This window comes from Afipia sp. GW821-FHT14H12, assembly GCF_058803465.1.
Map to the genome: position 1 here is coordinate 43,052 of NZ_JBXAOZ010000002.1, position 26,688 is coordinate 69,739.

Below are 26,688 nucleotides of genomic sequence, written 5' to 3' on the forward strand. Positions count from 1 at the left end.
GGCGCCTTTTTCAGGCTGGCCCTTGCATGCCGCGCGGTCGGAGCGATACGGATAGGTTATGACAGAGAATACGCCGAAACTTCCGGGTGACCTCACGGCCGGGCCAGATGCTCCGCGCGGTCTGATGGCGCGCCTGCGCAATTATTTCCTCACCGGTCTGATTGTCGCCGGCCCGATCGCGATCACCTTTTACCTGACGTGGTGGTTCGTCACCTGGGTGGACAATATGGTCCGCCCCTTCGTGCCGGTCGATTATCGCCCCGAAACCTATCTGCCGTGGGGAATTCCCGGCTCCGGCCTGATTGTCGCCGTGGTCGCGCTGACGTTGCTCGGCTTTTTCGCCGCAAACCTGATTGGGCGTCAGCTTGTCACGCTCGGCGAAACCATCCTTGGTCATATGCCGGTGGTGCGCGCGATCTATCGTGGCCTGAAGCAGGTGTTCGAGACGATCTTTTCCAGCAACGGCTCAGGCCTGCGCAAGGTCGGGCTTGTGGAGTTTCCCTCGCCCGGCATGTGGTCGGTGGTGCTGATTTCACACGCGCCGAATGAGCAGATGTCGAATGCGCTCCCCGGGGAGGAGGAGCACGTGGCGGTGTTCCTGCCATGTGCGCCGAACCCGACCACCGGCTTTTTCTTCTACGTGCCCAAGAGCAAGATCTTCGAAATCGACATCAGCGCCGAAGATGCGGCTACCCTTATCATGTCAGCGGGCGTGGTGCAGCCGGGCGGTAGTGAGGCGCAGAAGAAAATCGCGGCGCTCGGCGAGGTCATGAAGGCGGCGAATGTTGCGAATTCGACGCCCGTCTCCAGCCCGGCGAAGGTCGAGTAATTGCCTCGCAAGGATAAAAAGGCGGCGACTTCTCGCAGCGAACAACCGAAGCAAAGCACAGTTGCAACCACGCCGCAGCTTGTCTGGACGGTTGTCCTTGTCAGCATTGCCGTAACGATTGTGACTGAACTTCGGATTGCCGGCCATGGCAGCCTGTGGTTGTCGACCGTCATGGCCTACGCGGCATTCTTTCTGAACATTGCATGTTCGGGGCTGGGGTTCCGGACACCGCAGCAGATGTGGTGGATCGCGAATGTCGGGGTGAGCGTCATCACCATGTCATTCATCGGCGCGCCGACCGTTCCGAGCGCGCTCTGGACGGTGGGGCGGGTTTTTCTCGCGCGCCTGTCGACTTAAAAGACTCACTATCCCGCGCCGATCAGCGGGATCGCCTCATCGCGTTCGAACAGATAAAGGAGGCAGCGCAGCGCTTCACCGCGCTCGCCGTCGAGCTTTGCATCCTCCTGCATGATGCGCAGCGCCTCGTCGCGGGCCTGTGCGACGAGGCCGCCGTGAATTTCCGGCCGAGCGATGCGGAAGCCGGGCAGGCCGCTTTGGCGTGTGCCGAGCACGTCGCCTTCGCCGCGTAGGCGTAAATCCTCCTCGGCGATGCGGAAGCCGTCGGTGGTTTCGCGAATGACGCGCAACCGCGCGGTGGCGATTTCTCCCGCAGGCTCATGATAGAGCAGGATACAGGTCGAGGCTTCATGGCCGCGCCCGATGCGTCCGCGCAGCTGATGCAGTTGCGACAGGCCAAACCGCTCGGCGTTCTCGATCACCATGATGGTGGCCTCGGGCACGTCGACACCAACTTCCACCACTGTGGTGGCAACAAGCAGTTGCGTTTCGCCGGACGCGAAGCGCGCCATCGCGGCATCCTTGTCCTTCGGCTTCATCTGGCCGTGGACCAGCCCGACCATGCCGCCGAATTTCTTCTGCAGGCTCTCGAACCGCTGGGTGGCATCGACAAGGGGAAGGGCGGTCTCGGCGTCGGATTCCTCAACCAGCGGACAGATCCAGTAGATGCGCTTGCCTGCATCGAGCGCGCGCCCGAGCGCGTCGATGATCTCGCCGAGGCGGCTGTTGGGCACCACACGGGTGTCGATCGGCTGGCGCCCGGCCGGTTTTTCGCGCAATTCGGAGATGTCCATGTCGCCGAAATAGGTCATCACCAGCGTACGCGGGATTGGTGTCGCGCTCAGCACCAGCATGTCGACCGCTTCACCCTTGCCGGTGAGCAGCAGCCGTTCGCGCACCCCGAAGCGGTGTTGTTCGTCGACGATGGCGAGCGCCAGCGACTTGAAGATCACCTCGTCCTGAATCAGCGCATGGGTGCCGACCAGAAGGTCGATCTCGCCGTTCGCCAGCCGCTCGAGAATGTCGCGGCGTTCCTTGCCCTTGTCGCGGCCGGTGAGAATGGCGACGCGCAGGCCCGCGCGCTCGGCGAGCGGCGTGATGGTCGCGATATGCTGGCGCGCGAGGATTTCGGTGGGTGCCATCAGCGCCGACTGGCGGCCTTCTTCCACGACGGCGGCAGCGGCAAGCAGCGCCACCACCGTCTTGCCCGAACCGACATCGCCCTGGAGCAGCCGCAACATGCGGAGCGGCTTGCCGAGATCCTCAGCGATGGCGCGCGCGGCGTCCCGCTGAGATGGCGTGAGCGCGAAGGGCAGCGCATCGATGATTTTCGCGCGCAAGTGCCCGTCACCGGCATGGCGTGTGCCTGCGGGACGGCGCAACTGCGCGCGCACCAGAGCCAGCGCGAGCTGGTTGGCGAGCAGTTCATCGAATGCCAGCCGCGACCAGAACGGACCGTCCGGCAGAATGTCGGTAATTTCCTCCGGCTGGTGGATGCGATGAAGTGCTGTGGAAAAATCGGGGAAGGAACAGCGCCGCACCACCTCGGGGCTGATCCATTCCGGCAGTTGCGGCAGCTTGGTCAGCGCCTGCGCCACCGCGCGCCGCACCGAGCCGATCGCGAGCCCTTCGGTCAGCGGATAGACCGGATCGATGCCGGAAAGTTTGGCAAAGCCTTCCTCATCGACCACGCGGTCGGGGTGCACCATCTGCAGGGTGCCGTCGAACATCTGGACGGTGCCAGAGACATAACGCACCTCGCCAACCGGCAAGAGCTTGTCGAGATAGCCGCCCTGCGGACGGAAGTAGGTCAGCATCACGGTGCCGGTGTCGTCGCTGGCGAACACCGTGTAGGGCGCGCGTGAGCGGCCGGGCGGCGGCGCACGATGCCGGTCCACCGTCACTTTCAGTGTCACCACCGTGCCCGGCACGGTGTCGCGGATGTCCGGCTGGGCGCGGCGGTCGATCACGTTGGACGGCAGATGCAGCAGCAGATCGACGATGCGGGGCGTCTCGCTGCGGTCGAGCAGATAACGGAACAGTTTGTCCTGCTTCGGCCCGACGCCAGCAAGGCTCGTCACCGGCGAGAACAGAGGATTGAGAACGTTGGGGCGCATGACGGCACGAATCTATGGCTGTTTGATCCGTCATGCCCGGCTTTATGCCGAGCATCCACGTCTTTTTGGCGTGATGCCATGAGGTTCGGGTATGACAGCAACCCCTGCGAAGTTACTGACAGCGCCCAATCCAATCGCTATATCAACCTCGCCCGGCACGTCCGGGCTTTTGGCGTTCACGAAAGGCAGAAAATGTCCGCTTCCACCCGGTCCAGCGATGGCCTCGACGATCGGCGCAAGCGGCTCCTGTTCCGCTGCTGGCACCGGGGTACCAAGGAGATGGATTACATCTTTGGGCGTTTTGCGGACGCGCATATTGCCGATCTCAGCGAAGAGGAGGTCGCCGATTTCGAGCGGCTGATCGATCTGCCAGATCCCGACCTCTACAACGCCTTCAACGACAAGACGCCGCTTGAGCCTGCCTATGCCGAGGGGATTTTCCGGCGCATCAAAGCCTTCACCGACGCTGGATCGTCCGCATGAAGTCGCCCGTCCGCTCGCCGGCCGCGCTGCTTGCGCCCGGCCGTGCTTTGACTCTTGCCAATACCGCCGAGGGCGCGGAAGGACTGATCGTCTCCGACCTCGCGCGGGCTGTGGCCGCGCGCAAGGACGCGCCGGCCGTCAGCCTCGCGGTGCTGTGCCGCGATGGTGCGCGGATGGCACAACTGGCCCGCGCGCTCGAATTCTTCGCACCCGATGTCGATGTGATGCAGTTTCCCGGTTGGGATTGCCAGCCATATGATCGCGTCTCGCCGCACGGCGGCATTCTGGCGCAGCGCCTGACCACGCTGGCGCGGCTGTCGCGTCTCGCGGGTGGCGGCGACAAACCGCTCGTCGTACTCACCAGCGTCAACGCCGTCGTGCAGCGCGTGCCCGCGCGCGATGCCATGGCGGCGCAGGCGCTCTCGGTCGCGCCGGGCCATCGCGTGCCGATGGATTCGATTACGGCTTGGCTCGAACATAACGGATACAGCCGCACCTCGACGGTGCGCGAGCCCGGCGAATATGCCGTGCGCGGCGGCATCCTTGATCTGTTTCCGGCAGGCCTCGACCAGCCCGTGCGGTTCGACTTCTTCGGCGACACGCTGGAATCGATCCGCACGTTCGATGCGGAGACACAGCGCACGTTGCTCGACATGCGCGCGCTCGATCTTGTGCCGGTATCAGAATTCCAGTTGACAACGGAAACCATCCGCCGCTTCCGCATGGGCTATGTCGCGCAGTTCGGCGCGCCCGACCGTGACGATCAACTCTATGAAGCGGTGAGCGAAGGCCGCCGCCATCCCGGCATGGAGCACTGGCAGCCGCTGTTCGTCGAGAAGATGGACACGCTGTTCGACTATCTCGACGGCACGCCGTTCGCGGTCGAGCCGCAGGCCGAGGATGCGGTGCGCGAGCGCTACAAGCAGATCGGCGATTATTACGAGGCGCGGCGCGAGGCGATGGAGCACCCCGGCGGCGGCGCGATCTACAAGCCGCTGCCGCCCGATAAATTGTATCTGGCCGAGAGCGAATGGAACGAGAAGCTCGCCGCACAGGCGCTGGCGCGCATGACGCCGTTCGCGATGCCGGAAGGTGGGGCCGTCATCGACATCGGCGCGCGGCAGGGGCGGGATTTCGCGCCGGAGCGCGCGGATGCGACCGTCAACGTGTTCGAGTCCGTGGTCGCCCACGTCAACAGCCTGCATGTCGAGCGCAAGAAGGTCGTCGTCGCGCTGTGGAGCGAAGGCTCGCGTGAGCGCATGGCGAGCATGCTCAAGGACCACAAGCTGGTCGCACTCACCAACGTCAACACCTGGCGCATGGTGCAGGCGACGCCGCGCAACGAGACCATGCTCGCGGTGGTTGGCCTCGATTCCGGTTTCGAGACCGAAAGCATCGCGGTCATCACCGAGCAGGACATCCTCGGCGACCGCCTCGTGCGCGCACGCAAGTCGAGCCGCAAGGTCGAGAACTTCATTTCCGAGGTGACGTCGCTCGCGACTGGCGATCTCGTCGTTCATGTCGAGCACGGCATCGGTCGCTATATCGGGTTGCAGACGCTGGAAGTCTCCGGCGCGCCGCACGACTGTTTAGAGTTGCACTACGCCAACAACGCCAAGCTCTATCTGCCGGTCGAGAACATTGAACTATTGTCTCGCTACGGCTCCGAGCAGGGCGGCGTTGAGTTGGACCGGCTTGGCGGCGGCGGATGGCAGGCCCGCAAGGCCAAGCTGAAGAACCGCATCCGCGAGATCGCTGGCGACCTCATCAAGGTTGCGGCCGAGCGGCAGTTGCACGAGGCGCCGAAATTCCCGGTGCATCAGGGGCTGTACGACGAGTTCTGCGCGCGCTTTCCGCATGATGAGACGGAAGACCAGCTCGGCGCGATCAATGCATCGCTCGACGATCTTAACGCGGGCAAGCCGATGGATCGCCTTGTCTGCGGCGATGTCGGTTTCGGCAAGACCGAGGTGGCGTTGCGCGCGGCATTCGCCGTGGCGCTGGAAGGGCGGCAGGTTGCTGTGGTGGTGCCGACCACGCTGCTCGCGCGCCAGCATGCGAAAAATTTCACCGAGCGCTTCCGTGGCTTCCCGGTCAAGGTCGCGCAGGCTTCGCGGCTTGTTACCGCCAAGGAGTTGCGCGAGACCAAGAAGGGGATGGAGGACGGTAGCGTCGATATTGTCGTCGGCACCCATGCGCTGCTTGGCAAGAGCATCAAGTTCAAGAACCTCGGCCTCATCATCGTGGACGAGGAGCAGCATTTCGGCGTTTCGCACAAGGAGCGGCTGAAGCAGTTGCGCGCCGAGGTGCATGTGCTGACGCTGTCGGCGACGCCGATTCCGCGCACGTTGCAACTGGCGCTGACCGGCGTGCGCGATCTGTCGATCATCGCCTCGCCGCCGGTGGATCGTCTCGCAGTACGCACCTTTGTGGCGCCCTTCGATCCCTTGATGATCCGCGAGGCGCTGCTGCGCGAGCGTTATCGCGGCGGACAGGCGTTCTATGTCTGCCCGCGCATCGAGGATCTCGCGGAGGCCAAGGACTTCCTCGACAAGAACGTGCCGGAGATGAAGGTCGCGGTCGCGCACGGCCAGATGCCGCCGAGCGCGATCGAGGACATCATGTCGGCCTTCTATGATGGTAAGTTCGATATCCTGCTTTCGACGACAATTGTCGAATCCGGCCTCGACATTCCGAACGCCAATACGCTCATTGTCCATCGCGCCGACATGTTTGGTCTTGCGCAGCTCTATCAGTTGCGTGGCCGGGTCGGGCGTTCGAAGCTGCGCGCCTACGCGCTGTTCACGCTGCCCGCGCAACGTCAGATCACCGCGCAAGCGGAACGACGGCTGAAGGTTTTGCAGTCGCTGGAAAATCTCGGCGCAGGATTCCAGTTGGCTTCGCACGATCTCGACATTCGCGGCTCGGGCAATCTGCTTGGCGAGGAGCAGTCCGGTCACATCAAGGAAGTTGGCTTCGAGCTTTATCAGCAGATGCTGGAGGAGGAGATCCTCAACCTCAAGGCCGGTATTTCCGCGCCCGTCGAAGACCGCTGGTCACCGCAGATCACGCTTGGCATGCCAGTGCTCATTCCGGAAGACTATGTTGCGGACCTCGCCGTGCGGCTATCGCTCTACCGGCGTCTGGCCGATCTCGAGACCGACGACGAGATCGCCGACTTCGGCGCGGAAATGCGCGACCGGTTCGGTCCGCTGCCGGACGAGGTGCGTTTCCTGTTCAAGCTCGCTTCGATCAAGAACTACTGCCGCCGTGCCAATATCGAGAAGCTCGATGCAGGCCCGAAGGGCGCGTCCATCAGCTTCCGCAACAACAGCTTCGCAGAACCTGAACGGCTGGTTTATTTCATCCGGCAGTATGGACAGGCCGCGAAGGTACGGCCCGACATGAAGGTGGTGTTCTTGCAGGAATGGGCGACACCCGAGGATCGCATGGAAGGCGTCACCGAGATCCTTCGTCAGTTGGCCGATCTCGCGGAAGGGCGCAAGGCGGCGTGAAACTCACAAGAAGGGGCGGCTGCCTCGCGACAGCCGCCCCGATGTGATGAACTGGTTTAGCCCGTGGTCGGGTACTTGAACTCGGGCGCGGCCTTGAGCGCTTCCTTCGTGGTGTTCATCGTGGCCTTCCACTTCTTGCTGGACTGATCGTAGCTCACATGCACTGAAGCAGGTGCTACGGCGACATAGTGCTCGCCCATGCCGAGAAAGCCGCCGACCGACAGGATCAGCGCCTGCACCTGATTGTCCTTGGTGATGGCGATATCGGAAATCTCGCCGATCGATTCATTGTTCTGGTTGTAGACGTTCAGGCCCTTCAGCTTGGAAGTAAACATCTCGTCGCTGGAAACGCGCGCGAAGGTTGGCGCCGAGGATGGCGCGCTGCCGGTCGTCGCGGCGGGTGCGGACGAAGACGTCGATGGACTCATCGTCGACTGGGCGAAAGCCGGTGCGGCGATCAATGCGGCGGTGAGACCGAGCAATACAGTTTTCTTCATGGACAACCTCCTCAATTGGATTGACGAGAGCCCAATGCAGAGGAGTTGTGTTCGTTCCGCGCCCAATCCGCGCCGTTATGATGCGGCCTGTGCGTCGGCCAGACGCAGGCGCGCAAGCAACAATGCCTCGGAATCATTCGGCAGAAGCGAAGTGACTGCGACATCGGATGTGAGCTTGCCGTTCGGTTTCGGTCCGACGACAGTCTGCTTGAGAACGCTGGATAGGCGCCGTGCGATGGAACGTGCATCAACGATGCTCGTTCCGGCGAACGCGACAACGATGGTTCCATCGCTCTGCAATGTTCCGAAGTCCATCCGCCGCATCAGTTGGCCGATGATGCGAGCGGCGTCGAAGCGCGAACGATCGTTGTGAGTGGAGAGGCTAAAGCTTGCGACCGACAGGCCTGCGCCCTGTGCGTGAGCGTCCTCGATCGAGCGTGAAAGATCGCGGCTGAAGGCGGCTTCGGTCAGAAGTCCGGTACGCGGATCGAGCAGGCCGCCGGCTTCGATCGAGCGCGAAGCCCGCTCCAGTCGTGCCTCGAAAGCTTTTTGCCGGATCAGCGGAACTGCGATGGCGACTGTGCCTGCAGCATCCGCGCCGCCGGATTCAAGGTTGGGGAGGTCATAAGGATGAAGCGACACCGGCACGCCCGAGACGATCACCGGCAGATTGCGGTGGCGTGAGTCCTCCGACAGCACTTGCAGGAATGCCTCGACGACGCGCTGCGTGAATCCGCCGCCGATGACGATGCCATCGAGCGTGCGTGCATTGAGATGCTTGGCCGCCTGTTCGATGCTGAGTGCGCCGACGATACCCATCCGTTCACCCAGCGCAACGGACAACGCGGGAAACGAGCCCCCGCGTCCGGCGAGCAGCACGGTTGCGTCCTGCAATGGATCATCGGCCGGCATCTGCAATTCGGTGAGCCTGGTATCGCGTGCCCGCCGCAGGACGGTCGCGTGCATGGCGCGCAGCCGCAGCGCGGCGTTCAGGCGCGCGGCCAGCCGGTGCGCGCCACGGCCGCCGATCTCCGTCAGCGGGAGCGCATTGTGGGGTAGAGGCATACTTCCAGGATCGAGTGCGATCAGCGGCACGTAGGGACTTAAGGTTTCGACGCGGCGGGCGATGTCTTCGATGGCGGCAGGCTCATGCGCTCCCGCAACGATCACTGCGCATGGTTTCACGCGCGCGATTGCGGCTTCCGCCTCCTGCCATGTGCTGTCCACGGCGGGAAATATCTTCGCGGCCGACAGCGCCTTGTAGAGCGGGGCGTATGTTCCGTTGGAGACGACGACGATGGGGCCGGACTGGGACATCTTTTACTCAGGTCACAAAAACAGCCATCATCCTACCGGATGCGGCCTTAATGCGCCGTCAACGCCAGTTGCCACGAATCCCGAAAATGTAATGAATACTTACGCTTGACGCTCACGCTGACGGAAAGCTTCCGTCATCAGCGGATTGAGCCCCAGTTCCGCGAGCGCGCCGCGTGCCCGGGCATTCTCATTCGAACGCCCGGCGAGACGGAAGCCGTTGATGGGATCGGGCAGGGCCATCATCACCGTGCCGGGCGAGAGCCGGCGCGCCCATTGCTCGAGATCGTCTTCGCGGAACCGGTAGCCGCCGACATTGGCGATGCCGGCTGGCGTGCCGGTCAGTGTGATGTGACCGTCCTGGCCCGCGCGCTTGGCGGGATAGCCGGTGTCGACATAGTCGACGCTGGGCTCAGTTCTCATCAGGGAGGTGTCGGCCTTTGGCGGCGGGCGATAGGCCGCGAGCGTCACCATCGGCCCTCGCAGACCCAGCGTGCCTTTCGGTGTCAGCAACAATTCACCCGCGCGGGCTGCGTCGTGGTGGGTCAGCGTCACCGGCGCGGCCGCGCCGTCGTCGAGGCGGTTGAGCGCGAACAGGCCCATTTCTCCGAACAGATAGACATCGGTGAGTGCTGCCGACTTCGCCTTCCAGTCCGGGCTGGCCGACACACGCTCCGGCGTTCGCCACAGCCCGATGACATGACGCAGTGATGGCTGTGCGTCGATGGCGGCGGATTCCGACATCCGCAATGCGAGTTCGGCGGGTGCGATCAGCGTGTCGCAATTGCCTGCGCGGATCTGGTCGGCCAGCACCTGCGGGTCGAACGGATGATGCAGCCGCAACGAGCCGCCGCTCAACAGCCACAGCACGATGGATGACGTGAGTCCTGCAAACGAGGAGAGCAGCGCCGTTGAGACGATCTGTGCGGCGGAGGGAAGGGCGCTTTCCATGTAGATGGCAAGCCCTCCCGCGATCAGGTTCACATGGCTGCGCGGCACCGCGACCATCCCGTTCCGGGTGATGTCGAACGAGGCGACGGCGGCCTTGCGTGCGTTGATGGATAGATTGGGCGCAAAGGATTCCCGCTGCCGCCAGTCGAGCGGCGTCATGCCGTCGGGTAGCGCCTCGCCGAAGCCCATCACATGCCGGATCGAGAACGCCTCGGCGGCGGCATTCATGGCAAGGTCGGCATGGTCGATCAGCTCGATCCGTCCGGAGGTGATGATGGCGCGTGCGCCGACGCGGTTGAGCGCCTCGGCCAGTTCGGCCTGCCGCCAGAGCTGCGGCAGCAGCGCCACCACGAGGCCCGCGCGCCATGCCGCGAGCAGCGTCAGCGGAAATTCGACGGTGTTGGGCAGTTGCACCGCGACGATGGAGCCCGCCGGAAGGCCCGCGCGGATGAATTGCGAGGACAGCGAGGCGACCGCGGTTTCGGCCTGCGCGTAGGTCAGCTCGACGGGTTCTTCGCCAGTGATGCGACGCTTGTTCGGCGGATCAGACAAAGCGAGCGCATCAGGCGTGCGTTCAGCCGTGCGCGAGAACAGGTCGTACAGCGTCGGGGACCTGTCCGGCATCGATACGCTGGTGTCGGGAGTGTCCGTCGCGTCGGTCACGGAGTCTGTTTCTGCGAGTTGAACCACCACGTTTCCGGAAGATAGCCGGAAAGCGCAGCACGGGAAGGAGATTTTATACGATTCCAGCGCGCGATCCATTGCGCCGGCGGGTTGTACAAGGGAATTGCGTAGGCCCCGGACATCAGGACGCGGTCGAGGGCGCGGACCGCATCGACGAAGTCCGGCCGTTCCCTTGCCTCCAGCATGGCGTTGATCGCCGCGTCGATCGCGGGGTCGTGGGCGCCCATGTAGTTGCGGGTGCCGGGGGTTTCGGCGGCCTGCGAGCCCCAGTAGAACGCCTGCTCGTTGCCGGGGGACAGCGACTGGTCCCAGCGGTTCTGGATCATGTCGAAATCGTAGGCGAGGCGGCGCTGGTCGAACTGCACTGCATCAACCACCCGTACGGATACCTCGATGCCCGCGCGCTTGAGGTCGCGCGAATAGGCCAGTGCGATCCGCTCCTGATCGCGGGTTTTGACGAGAATTTCAAAACTCAGCGGTTCGCCGGTTTTGCGATTGCGTAGGTGAGTGCCCTTGAACGCGTACCCGGCTTGTTCGAGCAGTGTGAGCGCGGTTCCCAATGCCTTCCGGTCCCGGCCGGAGCCGTCACTTACCGGCAAACGGTAGCTGCCGTCCATGACGTCGGGCCGCACGCTCGCGGTATAGGGCGCGAGCAACTGCCTTTCGTGGGCGGAGGCGGAACGGCCTTCGGCAGATAGCTCCGACCCCGCGAAATAGCTTGGCGAGCGGCTGTACAGGCCGAAGAAGTAATTACGGTTGATCCATTCGAAATCGAACAGCAGTGTCAGAGCCTGCCGGACCCGGATATCGGCAAAGACCGGATGGCGGGTATTGAACACCAGAAATTCCGATGGGCGCGGGGTGCCGGTCTTGATGGTATCGCGGATCACTTGACCTGAGCGGGCGGCCGGGAAGTCGTAGCCCTCGTGCCAGCGCAGTGGCTCGTTCTCATTGCGGAAATCGTACAGTCCCCGCTTGAACGCTTCGAAGGCGCCATTGGCCTCGCGATAGAAGTCGAGCCGCACCTCATCGAAATTCCACAGGCCCCGGTTCACCGGCAGGTCGCGGCCCCAATAGTCCGGATTGCGCGTCAGGGTGACGCTCGCGCCGGGCCGGACGTCCGTGACGCGGTAGGGACCCGACCCGAGTGGAGCGGTCATCGAGGTATCCTCGAAGGTGTCCACATTGACGGCTCTTTGTGAGAACACCGGCATCAGGCCGAGGATCAGGGGCAGCTCGCGGTCGGCCTCGCCGCCGAAATCAAAACGGACGGTCTGCGTGTCGAGCGCGCGAGCGTTTTTCACCTTGGAATAGTAGAGCCGGTGGTTGGGACGGCCGTGGTCGCGCATCAACTGCCAGGAGAACAGCACATCCTGCGCGGTAACGGGGGTGCCGTCCGAGAACCGTGCCGCCGGGTTGATGTGGAAGGCGACATAGCTGCGGGCGTCGTCGGTATCGATGCGGTCGGCGAGCAGGCCGTAGAGCGAAAACGGCTCGTCGTTGTTGCGAGCCATCAAACTCTCGACCACGTAGCCGCGGATTTGCTGCACCGCGATGCCCCTCACGATGAAGGGATTCAGGCTGTCGAACGTGCCGAGCAGGCCCCAGGTCAGGCGGCCACCTTTCGGAGCGTTTGGATTGGTATAGGCGAAATTCTTAAAGTCATTTGGCAGCGCCGGTTTGCCATGCATGGCAATCGAGGGGAGCGGCTCAGCCTGCGCCCATGCGCCGACAAGCGCTGCGCCGAGGAGGGCGACAAGCGGCAGCAGGAGGCATCGGAGCGCGAGGGCTTTCATTCGGTCCCGTGTTCCTTGCGATTCGCAGGGCAATGGAGAACGCTATCACGAGGTATCCGGACGGTTTCCGGCAAGAGGACAAAAACCCAAAAAATCATTGTTGGCATTGATCTTTCCGCCTGCCGTTGTATGAAGGCGGGCGATTCCGATCAGTCGCGTGTGTTGTCACGCATCCGCCTTATTTGGCTCCGAGACAGCGCCTCATCGGCGACGCTCTCCATAAGGGTGGCAGCGCTTAGTCAGAAAGGGTTTTCACTATGAATTTCCGGAACTTGGCCGCGCAGGCCGCGCCGCGTGGACGGAGGTTCGCCGCAGCATTTCTGGCCGCCGCGGCCATGATCGCCCTGCCGGTGGCCGATGCGAGCGCTCAGGCCCAGCCAGCCGCCAAGGGCAAGGCTGCGCCGAAAGCGGCTCCGAAGGCGGCACCCGCCCAGCCTCAGCAGCCCGCGCAGGGCCAGCAGCAGCCTGAGCAGCAGGTTCAGCTTATTTACGGCCAGTGGACCAAGTTCTGTCTCAAGGGTCAGGATGCCAACGCCAAGCAGGTCTGCTTCACCGGCAAGGACGGCCGCATTGAGTCCGGCCAGCCCGTCATTGCAGCCGTCATCATCGAGCCGGAAGGCGAGCCGAAGAAGATCCTGCGCGTGACGCTGCCGCTCGGTATGCAACTCGCCTACGGCACCCGTATCGTCGTCGACAGCAACCCGCCGCTGCAGAGCCCCTATGTGATCTGCTTCGCCAATGGCTGCATGTCCGATTACGAAGTCACCCCCGATCTTCTGAACCACATGAAGAAGGGCCAGAACCTCGTCGTGCAGGCGATCAACTCCAACGGCGCGCCGCTGACGTTGCCGCTGCCGCTGGCCGAGTTCGCCAAGGCCTATGACGGTCCTCCGACCGACCCGAAGGTGTTCGAGGAGAACCAGAAGAAGCTTCAGGACGAGTTGCAGAAGCGCGCGGCGGAAGCCCGCCAGCGGCTCGAGAGCCAGACCAACGCCCCGCCGGCCAACAAGTAACGGCCGCGAAGGCAATCAAGAAAAAGCGCGCAGGAATGTGCGCTTTTTTATTGGCTCAATGAGAACAGGGCGTCGGTTAGTTCAGCGACAGGTTGCGCTGGCGATATCCGCCCGCCTTGTCCTTGATGAAGATTTCCGACACCTGCGAGTGGCGAACCGGATCACCAGTCTCATCCGGCAGCAGGTTCTGCTCCGAGACATAGGCGATGTATTCGGAGTCCGAGTTCTCGGCCAGCAGATGGTAGAACGGCTGGTCCTTGTGCGGACGCATCTCCTCGGGAATCGAGAGCCACCATTCTTCGGTGTTGTTGAATTCAGGATCGATGTCGAAGATCACGCCCCGGAATGAAAAGGAGCGGTGACGGACAACCTGGCCGATCTGGAATTTAGCGGTTCGTGCTTTCATCGTGAGTCTGCGGTAGATCGAAATTGTGGCTGTTGCTTGGAGAAATATCACAAATCTGGGCGCCTGACCCCGGTCAGGCTGAGCGTCGCCACCAAGGGGCGAGCCCCTCGCGCATGGCGAAACGGCGTATCGGATCGGCGATATTGAGAAGATGAAGGCCTGCCGCCCGCATCATCTGCACGGGCAGGAAATCGCTGAGCAGCGAGCGATTGGCGACGTCGATCACTGCCGTGCGGCTGGCGATATCGGCGCGGCGGCTCCGTGAGTATTGCGACATCACGTCATCCGAGCCGGGGTCTGTGCCGGCCTGATGGGCAGCCGTGACGACCTGCACGAAATCGGCAGCATCGCGCAATCCGAGATTGAGCCCTTGCGCGCCGATTGGCGGAAAGACATGGGCAGCTTCGCCAAGCAGGGCGATACGGCGCGTGGCAAGCATGGCAGGGTTTCGCATCGTCAGCGGGAAAACGTGACGCTCTCCCTCCGCGCGCATCTTGCCGAGAATCGAATGCGCCTGACGCTCGGCGCGCAAGCCGAGCTCATCGTCGGACAGCGATCGCAAGGTCGCGGCCTCATCCGGCGTCGTGACCCAGACGATGCTCGATCGTAGGCCCGGCAGCGGCACAAAGACGCGCGGGCCATGCGGCGTATGAAATTCGGTCGAGATGTTGTCGTGAGGCCGGGTGTGCGCCGTGTTGAAGGTGACGGCGGTCTGATCGAGGGCGTGCGTGCGCAGTTCGATGCCCGCGCTCCGGCGCGCCAACGAATTACGCCCGTCGGCGCCGCCGACGATTGAGGCGCTGAGATGAGTGCCGGTCTTCGTCTCGATGTCTGCGCTGGTGTCGCCGCCATGGATCGCGCTGGCGTCATCATCGTAGCGAACGAGCTCCGGCAATTCGGAGGCGCGCGCCTCAAGTGCCGCAACGAGGATTCGGTTCTCGATGTTGTAGCCGAACGCCTCCTCGCCGATCTCGTGAGCCGACAGCCGGACCTCGGGCGCGCGCACCAGCCGTCCGGTATCGTCGATCAGCCGCATCACCCGCAGCGCGGCCGCTTGCTGTTCGCAGCGGGGCCAGACCTCCAGCGACCTCAGGAAATCGATCGAGCCGCCGAGCAGGGCAGTGGTGCGGTTGTCGCTATAGACGACCTTGCGGGCGACCAGCGTGGTGGGAACGCCGTTCTGCGCAAGTCCGATGGCGGCGGCGAGGCCGACAGGGCCGCCACCGACGATGGCAACGGCAAAATGAGGGGAACCGGGAGTGTCCATGAGGGTGCGATAACAGCTTTTTCGGCACGGGTCGATGTTGGGAACGGCGGCTTCCGAGCGCAAGAGTTGCAGTGCAAGCTCAACACAATCCTGTTAGTCATGGGGGTGGATGACCGACTCGCATGCCCCATCCCGGAGCCCTGACGCGTCCACGCGGGCGCGCGCGTTCGCGGTTCATCTGTTGACAGCTTCTGGAGCGGCGCTGGCCTTGCTGGCCCTGCTGGAGGCCGTTCGCGAACACTGGTCGATGATGTTCGTCTGGCTTGGGCTGGCACTTTTCGTCGATGGCATCGACGGACCGATCGCGCGCCGCTTCAACGTTGCCGATGTGTTGCCTGACTGGTCGGGCGATACGCTGGATCTCGTGATCGATTTTCTGACTTATGTGTTCGTCCCGGCCTATGCGATTATGGCGAGCAAATTGCTGTTGCCTGTGGCGGCGCCCTTGATTGGGGTCGCCATTGTCATCTCGGGGGCGCTCTATTTCGCCGACCGGCGCATGAAGACCGACGACAACCACTTCCGCGGCTTTCCCGCGCTGTGGAATGCGGCGGCGTTCTATCTCCAACTGCTCAAGCCATCTCCCGTTCTTGGGACCATCGTGTTGACTGTCTTCGTAGGTTTAACATTCGTGCCGTTTCACACTCTACATCCGCTGCGCACGTTGCGCTGGCGGCCGCTGACATTGGCCCTGATCGGCATCTGGGCGGTGCTGACGATTTTCACGGTCGTGGTGGACTTCAACGTGCCGACCCTAGTGAAGATCGCGCTGTGTGGAATCGCTGGATACGTCCTGTTCTCCGATCTTGTCGTGCAAACCTACACCCGGATCAGACCATGATGGATTTGTTGACGAGCCCGGAAGCATGGGCCGCGCTGCTGACGCTGACTGCTCTCGAAATTGTTCTTGGCATCGACAACGTGATCTTCCTGTCGGTGATTGTGTCGCGAATTCCTGCGGCGCAGGCGAAAAGTGCCCGCCGAATCGGTCTCGCGCTGGCGCTGGTCTTCCGTATCCTGCTGCTGTCGATGCTGGTATGGCTGATCGGATTGACCGCGCCGGTGCTTACCGTGATGGGCATTGATCTGTCGTGGCGCGACCTGATCCTGATTGGCGGCGGCCTGTTCCTGATCGCCAAGGCCACGCATGAAATTCATGCGGAGGTCGAAGGGCCGACTGACGGCGAGGTGGTCGCGTCGCGCTCGACGAACGCGTTCGCCTGGGTGATCGTCCAGATCGTTGTGATCGATATCATTTTCTCGCTGGATTCCGTCATTACGGCGATCGGCATGGCGCAGGATCTACGGATTATGATTGCCGCCGTCATCATCGCCTGCGCGGTGATGTATCTGTCATCGGGGCCGGTCGCGGCCTTCGTCGCGGAGTATCCCACGACCAAGATGTTGGCGCTGGCGTTCCTGGTACTGATCGGCGTCGCGCTCGTCGCTGACGGCCTGAGCTTCCACATCCCGCGCGCCTACATATACACTGCGATCGTGTTCTCCGGAGCCGTGGAGACATTCAACGTGCTGGCGAAGCGCAACCGGCGTAAGCATAAGCCGTTCCGGCAGGCTGCCGATCCTCCACGTTGACATTTGCCGCCCGATGCATTTCCGTCTCCGCAAGTAGTGCAGGGAGAAAATGATGATCAAGGCTGTGCGGGTGCACAAACTCGGGGGACCGGATGTCCTGACCTATGAGGACGTCGAACTGCCTCCGCCCGGCCAGGGTGAGGTCCGAATTCGCCATCATGCGATCGGTATCAATTTTATCGACTGCTATTTCCGCACCGGGCTGTACAAAGCGCCGAGCCTGCCGTTCACGGTCGGCCACGAAGGCGCGGGTGAAATCACGGCGGTTGGGCCAGGGGTGACGAATTTCCATCCCGGCGACAGGGTGGCTTATTACCTCAACCTTGGCGCGTATGCGACGGAACGCAACGCGCCCGCCGACCGGCTGGTGAAACTGCCCGATCACATCACCTACGAGCAGGGCGCCGTGCTGATGCTGAAAGGTCTGACGGTCTGGTATCTTTTGCATAAGACGTTTCATGTTCAGCCCGGCAACCGTGTGCTGATCCACGCAGCGGCGGGCGGTATCGGGCTTCTCGCGTCCCAATGGGCCAAGGCGCTTGGTGCGACCGTGATCGGCACCGCCGGTTCAAAGGAAAAGGCCGATCTCGCGCTGGCGAATGGCTGCGACCACGTCATCCTCTACAAGGAGGAGGATTTCGCCGAGCGTGTGAAGCAGATCAGCCGCGGAGAATTGTGCGACGTGGTCTATGACGGCGTCGGCAAGGATACGTTCCAGGGTTCTTTGCGTTCACTGAAAAAGCGCGGCCTGATGGTCAGCTTCGGCAATGCGTCCGGCGCGGTGCCGCCGTTTTCGGTCAATGAATTGAACACGCATGGGTCGCTGTTCATCACGCGCCCCAAGCTTGCCGACCACATCGGCACGCGCAAGGAATTGATCGAGGGTGCGGACGCGCTGTTTGCCGCCGTAATCGACGGTACGCTTCATGTGCCGATCAATCGCGCCTATGCGCTGAAGGATGCCGCCAAGGCGCACATCGATCTTGAAAGCCGTGTCACGACCGGTGCGTCGGTGCTCAAGCCGTAAGACTGTTTCAGAATCCCGCCACGGTGCCGTGGAGATCGTACTCGTCTGCGCGTTCGATCTTCGCGGTGACGATGTCGCCGACCTTCAGTGGACGGCGGCTTGAGACGTAAACCGAGCCGTCGATCTGCGGCGCGTCGGCTTTCGAGCGGCCCTTCGCGACGCTGGGCCCGATTTCATCAATGATGACCTGCTGGCGCGTGCCGACCTTGCGCTTCAACCGCTGCGCGGAAATCTTCTGCTGCCGTGCCATCAACGCGTTCCAGCGCGCGGTCTTGATCTCGTCCGGCACGGGATTGTCCAGCGCGTTCGAGGTCGCGCCCGCGACGGGCTCATACTTGAAGCAACCGAGGCGGTCGATCTGCGCCTCGTCCAGCCAGTCGAGTAGATCCTGGAATTCGGATTCAGTCTCGCCCGGGAAACCGACGATGAAGGTCGAGCGCAAAGTGAGGTCGGGACATTGCTCGCGCCACTTGTGGATGCGCGCGAGCGTCTTGTCCTGCGCGGCCGGGCGGCGCATGCGCTTGAGCACTTCTGGGTTGGCGTGCTGGAAGGGGATATCGAGATAGGGAAGGATGTTGCCGCCCATCAGCGGAATGACATCGTCCACATGCGGATAGGGGTAGACATATTGCAGACGGACCCACGCGCCGAGTTCACCGAGTTCACGCGTCAGATCGAGAAAGCGCGCGCGGACCTCGCGATCCTTCCACGGACTCGACTCGTATTTAATGTCGATGCCGTAAGCTGAAGTATCCTGCGAGACGACGAGCAATTCCTTGACACCGGCGGCGACGAGCTTCTCGGCTTCACGCAGCACGTCGTTCGCCGGGCGTGAGACGAGATCGCCGCGCAGCTTCGGGATGATGCAGAAGGTGCAGCGGTTGTTGCAGCCCTCGGAAATTTTCAGATAGGCGTAGTGCCGCGGCGTCAGCTTGATGCCCTGCGGCGGCAGCAGGTCGAGATGCGGGTTGTGCAGCGGCGGCAGGGCGCGGTGCACGGCGTCGAGCACGCTCTCATATTGCTGCGGGCCGGTGATCGACAGGACGTTGGGATATTCCTTTTCGATCTGCTCGGGTTCAGCGCCCATGCAGCCGGTGACGATGACCTTGCCATTCTCGGCCATGGCCTCACCGATCGCGCCGAGCGATTCTTGTTTGGCGCTGTCGAGAAAGCCGCAGGTGTTGACGATGACGATGTCCGCGCCGTCGTGCTTGCGGGCGAGTTCGTAGCCTTCCGCGCGGAGGCGGGTGATGATGCGCTCGGAATCCACCAAAGCCTTGGGGCATCCCAGAGAGACGAAGCTGATTTTGGGCGCGCTGGCCGTGGTCATGATCAGGGGGTCCGTTGAAAGCGGATGGCTATCCTTGATCGTGGGTCATTTCAAGGCACTATCTCCCTACGAAATAGGCATTTTTCGTATTTCAGCCCTCTGCTCCGGAAGTGTCGTGCCCAAAGCATGGGCGAATGCTTCGACATCGTGCATCTCCAAACGTCAGACGGCCATGAGCGTGCGCCATTGACCAATACGACGCCCACAATTTCGCGATCTGCGCCGTCTTGAAGCATTTGGCACGGTGATTGCTCTGCAAGGGATGGGTCAATCGAGACCTGTCAGCGAGCCGATGCCCCTCGGCTGAGGCTTGCTGCTGGGCCGCGCCGGTTCCAGCGATGAACCACAGAGGAGCTTCGATGTCTTATCTCGCACCTTCGGAATTCGTCACCAAGATGGTGGACGCAGGGGAATCCAAAATCTTCATGTCGACACGGGATACCTTGATCCGTGCCTACATGGCAGGAGCCATTCTCGCGCTTGCCGCGTGGTTCGCAGTAACCATCAACGTTAATACCGGACAGCCGCTCGCAGGCGCCATCCTGTTTCCGGTCGGCTTCTGCATGCTCTACCTGCTCGGATTCGATTTGCTGACGGGCGTGTTCGTGCTGGCACCGCTCGCGTGGCTGAACAAGCGGCCGGGCTGCACGCTCGGCGGTGTGTTGCGCAACTGGGGTTTGGTGTTCGTCGGTAACTTCGGCGGTGCGCTGACGGTTGCGTTCATGATGGCGTTCGTCACGACTTACGGCTTCACCCAGGCGCCCGACAAGGTTGGTGCGGTGATCGGCAATGTCGGCGAGGCGCGCACGCTCGGTTATGCTTCACACGGCGCGATGGGCATGATCACGCTGTTCATGCGCGGCATGCTCTGCAATTGGATGGTCTCGACCGGCGTGGTGGGCGCGATGGTCTCGACGACCGTCAGCGGCAAGGTGATCGCGATGTGGATGCCGATCATGCTGTTCTTCTACATGGTGTTCGAGCATTCGGTTGTGAACATGTTCCTGTTTCCCGCAGGCCTAATGCTGCATGCCCCGTTCTCGGTCATGGACTATCTGATCTGGAACGAGATTCCGACGGCGCTCGGCAACCTCGTGGGCGGCCTGTCCTTCACTGGCCTGACGCTGTATGCGACCCACGTGAAGACCGCGCCGAAGCGTGACCTGCGCGCTGTCGCCTGATCGCGATTGGACGAAGGAGCCTCACCTGCTTAAGGTGAGGCCCCTTTGATGTGACCGTCCATGTCCACGCTCAGCCTGTCCATCGGCCAGTATTCCGACAAGGGGCGCAAAGATTCCAACCAGGACTTTCATGGTGTCCTGATTCCGGACGAGCCGCTGCTGTCGATGAAGGGCATTGCGGCGGTCCTGACTGATGGAATCAGCAGCAGCGATGTCAGCCGGATCGCCAGCGAGTCCGCGGTCAAGAGCTTTCTGACCGACTATTACTGCACGTCCGAATCCTGGTCGGTGAAGACATCCGCCCAGCGGGTGATCGCCGCAACAAATTCCTGGCTTCATGCGCAGACGCGGCGGGGGCTGAATCCTTACGACAGTGACAAAGGGTACGTCTGCACATTCAGCGCAGTCGTGTTCAAATCGGCTACGGCGCACTTGTTTCATATCGGCGATTGCCGCATCTATCGTGTGGCCGGGAATACACTGGAGCAATTGACGGAGGATCACCGCGTCACACTGTCGTCGGTCGAAAGCTATCTCGGGCGAGCGCTTGGGGTGAATCCGCAGATCGAAATCGACTACCGCACCGTCCCGCTCGCGGTCGGTGATGTCTTTGTACTGGCGACGGATGGTATCTACGAATACGTGCCGCCGCGCTTTGTCGTCGATACCATTACAGCCAACGCCGATGATCTCGATGCTGCCGCGCGCATCATCGGTCGAGCAGCATTCGATCGCGGTAGCTCCGACAATCTCACGATACAGATCATTCGTGTCGATCAGCTGCCGAAAATGCAGGCCGATGAGTTTCTTGGTTTCTCCGAACTGCCGCTGCCGCCGTTACTGGAGGCGAGGGCGGAGTTTGACGGTTATCGGATCATTCGCGAAATTCATGCCAGCGCCCGCAGCCACATCTATCTTGCGACGGATGTAGCGGCAGATCGCCTCGTCGCCTTAAAAACGCCCTCGATCGATCTTGGTGAAGACCTGGGCTATCGCAGGCGTTTTGCGATGGAAGAATGGATTGCCCGGCGTATCGACAGCCCGCACGTCTTGAAACCGCAGGCGCAGACAAGAGCCCGCAACTATCTCTATGTCGTCATGGAGTTTGTTGAGGGGAGGAGTCTTGTGCAATGGATGATAGATAACCCACGGCCTGATCTTGAAACCGTCCGCAAGATCGTTGAGCAGATTGCGAAAGGCCTTGGCGCTTTCCACCAAAAGGAAATGCTGCATCAGGATCTGCGGCCCGACAACATCATGATCGATGCCGCCGGCACGGTCAGGATCATCGATTTCGGTTCAACCCGCGTCGCTGGCGTTGCCGAAACGATGCCCGAACTGGATGGTGAAATCCTCGGAACGGTCCAATATACCGCGCCCGAATATTTTCTCGGCGCGGCAGGCTCGCCACAGTCCGATCTCTATTCTCTGGGTGTGATCGCCTATCAGATGCTGACAGGGCGATTGCCATTCGGTCCGGCGGCGGGACGGGCGCGGACCCGCGCCTTGCAGCGCAAGCTCAGATACCGATCTGCGGTCAATGAGGAGCGTGGCATTCCGTTGTGGGTCGACGGCGCGCTGCGAAAAGCTGTCCAGCCCGATCCGGCGGCCCGATATGACGCGCTGTCGGCTTTCGTGTTCGACCTTCGCCATCCCAACCCTGCCTTCCGCGATGCATCTGCGGTGCCACTGCTGGAGCGAAATCCGGTGCTGGTCTGGCAGTGCGTGTCGGCGCTTCTGGCGATCGCCGTCGTGACGCTGCTGGCCATGCTGCATGCGACTCGCTGAACATTTGTGCAGTGCGCAAATTGTGAGCAGTTCCGTTGAAATGATGAGCAGCGCTGCGTTTTCCGGGAAGTCGCACGGCGCATCCAAAGCTGAATTAAAATACTGAAATATAATGATAATTTATCGTGCCAGTGGTTGGCATGGAAGTTGATTATTAGAGGTGGTCAGGAACGGCCGGGCCTCCCATCCAGCGTACCGATGCCTGACGAAGAGCGATTTCAGAAGGCAGCGACATGAGCAAATCCAGCACTAACGTCATCGGAAAATCCACAAGCCGCCGCGCGGTCCTGAAAGCAGGAGCAGGGGCGGTTGCGCTCATGGCGGCGGCCCGCCTGAATTTTCCAGGCGGTGCGTTCGCCCAAACGGCCGGTCCGGAGACAACCAAGGCCAGACTCGGCTTCATCGCGCTGACGGATGCTGCACCGCTGTTCGTCGCCAAGGAAAAAGGTTTCTTCGCCAAGCATGGAATGCCGGACGTCACGGTTGAGAAGCAGGCCTCATGGGGCACCACCCGCGACAATCTCGTGCTCGGCTCCGAAGGCAACGGCATCGACGGTGCGCACATCCTGACGCCGATGCCCTACCAGATATCGGCCGGAACGGTGACACAGAATAACGTGCCGACGCCGATGCACATTCTCGCGCGGCTCGATCTGAACTGTCAGGGTATTTCAGTCGCCAATGAATATGCCGATTTGAAAGTCGGGCTCGATGCGAAGCCGCTGGCGGCGGCGTTCGAGAAGAAGAGGGCTGCCGGCAAGTCGATCAAGGCGGCGATGACGTTCCCCGGCGGCACGCATGATCTGTGGATTCGTTACTGGATGGCAGCGGGCGGCATCGATCCCGACAAGGATGTCGAGACCATCGTGGTGCCGCCGCCGCAAATGGTGGCGAACATGAAGGTCGGCACCATGGATTGCTTGTGTGTCGGCGAACCATGGAACGAGCAGTTGATCCACCAGAAGGCTGGATACTCGGCACTGACGACGGGCGAGATCTGGAAGGATCATCCGGAAAAGGTTCTCGGCATGCGCGCGGCGTGGGTCGAGAAGAATCCGCGCGCCGCCAAGGCACTGCTGATGGCGGTGATGGAAGCCCTGCAGTGGTGCGACAAGGATTCCAACAAGGACGAACTGGCTGCGATTAGCGCCAAGCGTCAGTGGATGAATGTACCTGTCGGCGACATCGATGAGCGGATCAAGGGCAATTTCGATTACGGCACCGGCCGCGTGGAGAGGAACAGTCCGTTGTTGATGAAGTTCTGGCGCGATCACGCCTCTTATCCTTTTCAGAGCCACGATCTCTGGTTTCTGACTGAGAATATCCGCTGGGGAAAAATGCCGGCGAGCACGGACACCAAGGCGCTGATCGCGAAGGTGAACCGAGAAGATCTCTGGCGGGACGCAGCGAAAACCCTTGGCGTGGCGGCTGCTGACATTCCGGCGTCGACCTCGCGTGGCAGGGAGACGTTCTTCGACGGCAAAGTTTTCGATCCCGAAAATCCGGCCGTGTATCTCAAGTCGCTAAGCATTAAGCGCGTGGATGCGTGATGACCGCGAGCCGCCCGTGCGTAGGCGGTTCATCTAATATTCCGGGAGACGACACGTAATGAATATGCCCGCGGTTAAATCTGAAGTTGCGGTAAAGGTCTCCGGACCTTCTGAGTCAGCGCCCGTATTCAAGATGGAGATCAAGCGTCGGCCAAGAAGCGATAAAGCATGGAAGCTTGCGCAATCTGCGGCTGCGCGGATTGTGCCGCCTCTCATCGTCCTCGCGCTGTTTCTCGTGGTCTGGGAATTGCTGTGCAGCAAGGCGGGCGCGACGCTGCCGCCGCCGCTGAAGGTGTTCAGGGATACCAAGGATCTCATCTTCGATCCGTTCTTCGACAATGGCGGCATCGACAAGGGTTTGTTCTGGCATCTGTCGGCAAGCTTGCAGCGCGTTGCGCTGGGTTATTCGCTCGCGGCGATTGCAGGCATCGCGCTCGGGACACTGGTGGGACAGTCGATCTGGGCGATGCGTGGCCTCGATCCGATCTTCCAGGTGCTGCGGACTATTCCACCGCTGGCGTGGCTGCCGTTGTCGCTTGCCGCGTTTCGCGACGGCCAACCCTCGGCGATCTTCGTGATCTTCATCACCTCGATCTGGCCAATCATCATCAACACCGCTGTCGGCATCCGCAACATTCCGCAGGACTATCGCAACATGGCGGCGGTGGTCCGGCTCAACCCATTCGAGTTTTTCTGGAAGATTATGATCCCGTCGGCCGCGCCCTATATCTTTACGGGCCTGCGGATCGGCATCGGCTTGTCGTGGCTTGCAATTATCGCCGCCGAAATGCTGATCGGCGGTGTCGGCATCGGCTTCTTTATTTGGGATGCGTGGAATTCCTCGCACATCAGCGAAATCATTCTCGCGCTGGTCTACGTCGGAATCGTCGGCTTCATTCTCGATCGCATGATCGCGACGATCGGTGCGTTTTTCACGCGCGGCACGTCGGTTGCCTAAGGAGATCGCCATGCAGGATTATCTGAAGCTCGATCATATGGACAAGGTCTTCACGCGCGGCAGCGCTGCGACGGAGGTGCTGAAGGACATCAACCTGACGGTCGCGCGCGGCGAGTACGTCTCCATCATCGGCCATTCCGGTTGCGGCAAGTCCACGCTGCTCAACATCGTGGCGGGACTGACCGGCGCGACGCAGGGCGGCGTGCTACTGGAGGGGCGCGAGGTGAATGCGCCAGGACCGGATCGCGCCGTTGTGTTCCAGAACCACAGCCTGCTGCCTTGGCTCACGGTCTACAATAACGTGCGGCTTGGTGTGGACAAGGTGTTCGGCAAGACCAAGACCCGTGTCGAACGCGACGAATGGGTGATGCACAATCTCAACCTTGTGCAGATGGCCCATGCCAAGGACAAACGCCCGTCTGAAATATCGGGTGGCATGAAGCAGCGCGTCGGCATTGCCCGTGCGCTGGCGATGGAGCCGAAGGTTCTGCTTCTGGATGAGCCGTTCGGCGCGCTGGACGCACTGACGCGTGCTCATCTGCAGGATACCGTGATGGCCCTGCACCAGAAGCTCGACAACACGGTGATGATGATCACCCACGATGTCGATGAGGCCGTATTGCTTTCCGATCGCATCGTGATGATGACGAACGGTCCGAGCGCGCGCATCGGTGAGGTTCTGGACGTGCCGTTGCCACATCCGCGCAAGCGGCTCGAGCTGGCGGCCAACCCGGTCTACCTCAAGTGCCGGCAGCGCGTGCTTGAATTCCTGTACGAGCGTCATCGCTTCGTCGAGGCGGCATAAGGGAGCGGAGCATGAGCGAGCCTCTCGTCATTGTCGGAAACGGTATGGCCGCCGCTCGGCTCGTCGAGGAATTGGCGAAGCGGGCATTGGGGCGTTACGCGATTGCCGTGATCGGCGACGAGCCGCGCTTGGCCTATAACCGCGTGCTGCTGTCCTCGGTGCTTGCAGGTGAGGCTACATCGCAGGAGATTGAGCTAAGGTCAGCCGTGTGGTGGCGGGATCGCGGCGTTACCGTTACCTACGGCTGCGCTGCGAGTTCGGTCGATCTGGCCGTGCGCAAGGTGCATCTCGCCAACGGCACCGACGTTCCGTTCTCGAAGCTGGTATTTGCGACAGGCTCGACGCCACTGCGTCTCGCGGTGCCGGGGGCGGACCTCCCTGGCGTGCATACGTTTCGCGACACCCGCGACGTAGATCAGTTACTCGCGCTTGCTGGTGCCAAGCGGCGTGTCGTCGTGGTCGGCGGCGGCTTGCTCGGCCTTGAAGCGGCCTACGGATTGGCGAAGGCCGGATCGAAGGTGACGCTCTTGCACCTCATGGATCAGCTGATGGAGCGGCAGCTTGATGCCCCGGCGGCAGTGCTCCTGAAGCGGCTGGTCGAGAGCAAGGGCATCGAGATTGTGCTGGATGCCGACACAAGCCGGATCATCGGGACCGATCACGTCGAAGGCGTCGATCTGGCGAATGGCCGCAGCATCGTGGCGGACGCTGTCGTGTTCGCGGCGGGCATCCGGCCCAACGTGGCGCTTGCGAAAGAGGCGGGCGTGCCGGTCAATCGCGGCATCGTCGTGGACGATCGGATTTGCACCGGCGTCGAGAATGTCTACGCGCTCGGTGAATGCGCGGAGCATCGCGGCACCTGCTACGGGCTCGTGGAGCCAGCCTATGAGCAGGCAAAGGTGCTGGCCGCTCATTTGGCCGGTAATCCGACGGATTACGTCGGCAGTGTTGTTGCCACTAATCTGAAAGTTTCGGGCGTGAGCGTCTTTTCCGCCGGTGATTTTCTCGCAGCCGAAGGCGGCGAAACGCTGGTGTTCAACGATGAGCGGCGCGGCACCTACAAGAAGCTGGTTGTCGCGGAGGGGCGTCTTACCGGCGCGGTGCTCGTGGGCGATACCCAGGACGCGCTTTGGTATCTCGATCTTATCCGGACAATGGCTCCCATCGAAACAATTCGCGGCGACATGATGTTCGGTCGCGCGCTTGCTCAACTAAAGGCAGCTTAAG

Annotated in this window: 22 protein-coding genes; 14 read left to right on the forward strand and 8 right to left on the reverse strand. The window is 61.9% G+C overall.

What is annotated here, in order from left to right:
- Positions 1 to 58 precede the first annotated feature (58 nt).
- Positions 59 to 829: a DUF502 domain-containing protein gene (locus AC1RNA_RS11870; protein WP_492951245.1), complete on the forward strand. Its 771-nt coding sequence runs from the start codon at positions 59 to 61 to the stop codon at positions 827 to 829.
- On the forward strand, positions 830 to 1,186 hold the full coding sequence (locus AC1RNA_RS11875; protein ID WP_492951246.1) for a hypothetical protein: 357 nt from the start codon (positions 830 to 832) through the stop codon (positions 1,184 to 1,186).
- 8 nt (positions 1,187 to 1,194) lie between these two features.
- Here AC1RNA_RS11875 and recG read toward each other — a convergent pair whose 3' ends face one another.
- Positions 1,195 to 3,303: an ATP-dependent DNA helicase RecG gene (gene recG / locus AC1RNA_RS11880; protein ID WP_492951247.1), complete on the reverse strand. Its 2,109-nt coding sequence runs from the start codon at positions 3,301 to 3,303 to the stop codon at positions 1,195 to 1,197.
- 192 nt (positions 3,304 to 3,495) lie between these two features.
- On the opposite strand from recG, the gene AC1RNA_RS11885 reads away from it, so the two are divergent.
- A complete protein-coding gene (locus AC1RNA_RS11885) occupies positions 3,496 to 3,786 on the forward strand; it encodes an FAD assembly factor SdhE (protein ID WP_040298296.1) in 291 nt (96 codons plus the stop codon).
- Entirely contained in the window at positions 3,783 to 7,301 is a 3,519-nt protein-coding gene (gene mfd / locus AC1RNA_RS11890) for a transcription-repair coupling factor (protein ID WP_492951248.1), read from the forward strand. Before AC1RNA_RS11885 ends, mfd begins: the two co-directional genes overlap by 4 nt.
- 56 nt (positions 7,302 to 7,357) lie before the next feature.
- On the opposite strand, the gene AC1RNA_RS11895 is transcribed toward mfd, so the two are convergent.
- The 4 genes from AC1RNA_RS11895 to AC1RNA_RS11910 all read right to left on the reverse strand — a co-directional run bounded on the left by AC1RNA_RS11895 (position 7,358) and on the right by AC1RNA_RS11910 (position 12,543).
- Positions 7,358 to 7,798: a PRC-barrel domain-containing protein gene (locus AC1RNA_RS11895; RefSeq protein WP_048756055.1), complete on the reverse strand. Its 441-nt coding sequence runs from the start codon at positions 7,796 to 7,798 to the stop codon at positions 7,358 to 7,360.
- Between the two features lie 75 nt (positions 7,799 to 7,873).
- Positions 7,874 to 9,115, reverse strand: coding sequence for a GGDEF domain-containing protein (locus tag AC1RNA_RS11900; protein ID WP_492951249.1), 1,242 nt, complete (start codon positions 9,113 to 9,115; stop codon positions 7,874 to 7,876).
- A gap of 99 nt (positions 9,116 to 9,214) precedes the next feature.
- Entirely contained in the window at positions 9,215 to 10,687 is a 1,473-nt protein-coding gene (locus tag AC1RNA_RS11905) for an AMP-binding protein (RefSeq protein WP_492951544.1), read from the reverse strand.
- A gap of 35 nt (positions 10,688 to 10,722) precedes the next feature.
- The gene (locus tag AC1RNA_RS11910; protein WP_492951250.1) at positions 10,723 to 12,543 is read right to left on the reverse strand and encodes an extracellular solute-binding protein; all 1,821 of its coding nucleotides are present in this window, start codon (positions 12,541 to 12,543) and stop codon (positions 10,723 to 10,725) included.
- Positions 12,544 to 12,800: 257 nt separating this feature from the next.
- Here AC1RNA_RS11910 and AC1RNA_RS11915 point away from each other — a divergent pair, with 257 nt between their 5' ends.
- Complete coding sequence (locus AC1RNA_RS11915; RefSeq protein WP_009339518.1) at positions 12,801 to 13,556, forward strand: invasion associated locus B family protein; 756 nt, start codon at positions 12,801 to 12,803, stop codon at positions 13,554 to 13,556.
- Between the two features lie 76 nt (positions 13,557 to 13,632).
- Here the strand turns inward: AC1RNA_RS11915 and hspQ are convergent, their stop codons facing one another.
- Entirely contained in the window at positions 13,633 to 13,962 is a 330-nt protein-coding gene (hspQ, locus tag AC1RNA_RS11920; protein ID WP_009339517.1) for a heat shock protein HspQ, read from the reverse strand.
- 73 nt (positions 13,963 to 14,035) lie between these two features.
- The gene (locus tag AC1RNA_RS11925; protein ID WP_492951251.1) at positions 14,036 to 15,229 is read right to left on the reverse strand and encodes a UbiH/UbiF family hydroxylase; all 1,194 of its coding nucleotides are present in this window, start codon (positions 15,227 to 15,229) and stop codon (positions 14,036 to 14,038) included.
- Between the two features lie 109 nt (positions 15,230 to 15,338).
- On the opposite strand from AC1RNA_RS11925, the gene pcsA reads away from it, so the two are divergent.
- Genes pcsA through AC1RNA_RS11940 form a run of 3 tightly spaced genes read left to right on the forward strand, consistent with a single transcriptional unit; the run spans position 15,339 to position 17,849 of the window.
- Positions 15,339 to 16,070, forward strand: coding sequence for a phosphatidylcholine synthase (pcsA, locus tag AC1RNA_RS11930; protein ID WP_492951252.1), 732 nt, complete (start codon positions 15,339 to 15,341; stop codon positions 16,068 to 16,070).
- The gene (locus AC1RNA_RS11935; RefSeq protein ID WP_009339514.1) at positions 16,067 to 16,822 is read left to right on the forward strand and encodes a TerC family protein; all 756 of its coding nucleotides are present in this window, start codon (positions 16,067 to 16,069) and stop codon (positions 16,820 to 16,822) included. The genes pcsA and AC1RNA_RS11935 overlap by 4 nt, the downstream gene beginning before the upstream one ends.
- Before the next feature lie 52 nt (positions 16,823 to 16,874).
- Positions 16,875 to 17,849 carry a quinone oxidoreductase family protein gene (locus AC1RNA_RS11940; protein ID WP_009339513.1) on the forward strand — a complete coding sequence of 325 codons (975 nt, stop codon included), beginning with the start codon at positions 16,875 to 16,877 and terminating at the stop codon, positions 17,847 to 17,849.
- A 7-nt stretch (positions 17,850 to 17,856) separates the two neighbouring features.
- On the opposite strand, the gene rimO is transcribed toward AC1RNA_RS11940, so the two are convergent.
- On the reverse strand, positions 17,857 to 19,179 hold the full coding sequence (rimO, locus tag AC1RNA_RS11945; protein WP_492951253.1) for a 30S ribosomal protein S12 methylthiotransferase RimO: 1,323 nt from the start codon (positions 19,177 to 19,179) through the stop codon (positions 17,857 to 17,859).
- A 359-nt stretch (positions 19,180 to 19,538) separates the two neighbouring features.
- On the opposite strand from rimO, the gene AC1RNA_RS11950 reads away from it, so the two are divergent.
- The 6 genes from AC1RNA_RS11950 to AC1RNA_RS11975 all read left to right on the forward strand — a co-directional run bounded on the left by AC1RNA_RS11950 (position 19,539) and on the right by AC1RNA_RS11975 (position 26,687).
- Positions 19,539 to 20,360, forward strand: coding sequence for a formate/nitrite transporter family protein (locus AC1RNA_RS11950; protein WP_009339511.1), 822 nt, complete (start codon positions 19,539 to 19,541; stop codon positions 20,358 to 20,360).
- A 60-nt stretch (positions 20,361 to 20,420) separates the two neighbouring features.
- Positions 20,421 to 22,148 (forward strand): bifunctional protein-serine/threonine kinase/phosphatase, encoded by a 1,728-nt coding sequence (locus AC1RNA_RS11955; protein ID WP_492951254.1) that lies wholly within the window; start codon positions 20,421 to 20,423, stop codon positions 22,146 to 22,148.
- A 233-nt stretch (positions 22,149 to 22,381) separates the two neighbouring features.
- Positions 22,382 to 23,698, forward strand: coding sequence for a CmpA/NrtA family ABC transporter substrate-binding protein (locus tag AC1RNA_RS11960; RefSeq protein ID WP_492951255.1), 1,317 nt, complete (start codon positions 22,382 to 22,384; stop codon positions 23,696 to 23,698).
- A 58-nt stretch (positions 23,699 to 23,756) separates the two neighbouring features.
- The gene (gene ntrB / locus AC1RNA_RS11965; RefSeq protein WP_492951256.1) at positions 23,757 to 24,656 is read left to right on the forward strand and encodes a nitrate ABC transporter permease; all 900 of its coding nucleotides are present in this window, start codon (positions 23,757 to 23,759) and stop codon (positions 24,654 to 24,656) included.
- Positions 24,657 to 24,666: 10 nt separating this feature from the next.
- Entirely contained in the window at positions 24,667 to 25,461 is a 795-nt protein-coding gene (locus AC1RNA_RS11970; RefSeq protein WP_492951257.1) for an ABC transporter ATP-binding protein, read from the forward strand.
- A gap of 11 nt (positions 25,462 to 25,472) precedes the next feature.
- On the forward strand, positions 25,473 to 26,687 hold the full coding sequence (locus AC1RNA_RS11975) for an NAD(P)/FAD-dependent oxidoreductase (RefSeq protein WP_492951258.1): 1,215 nt from the start codon (positions 25,473 to 25,475) through the stop codon (positions 26,685 to 26,687).
- The last annotated feature ends 1 nt before the right edge of the window (position 26,688 follow it).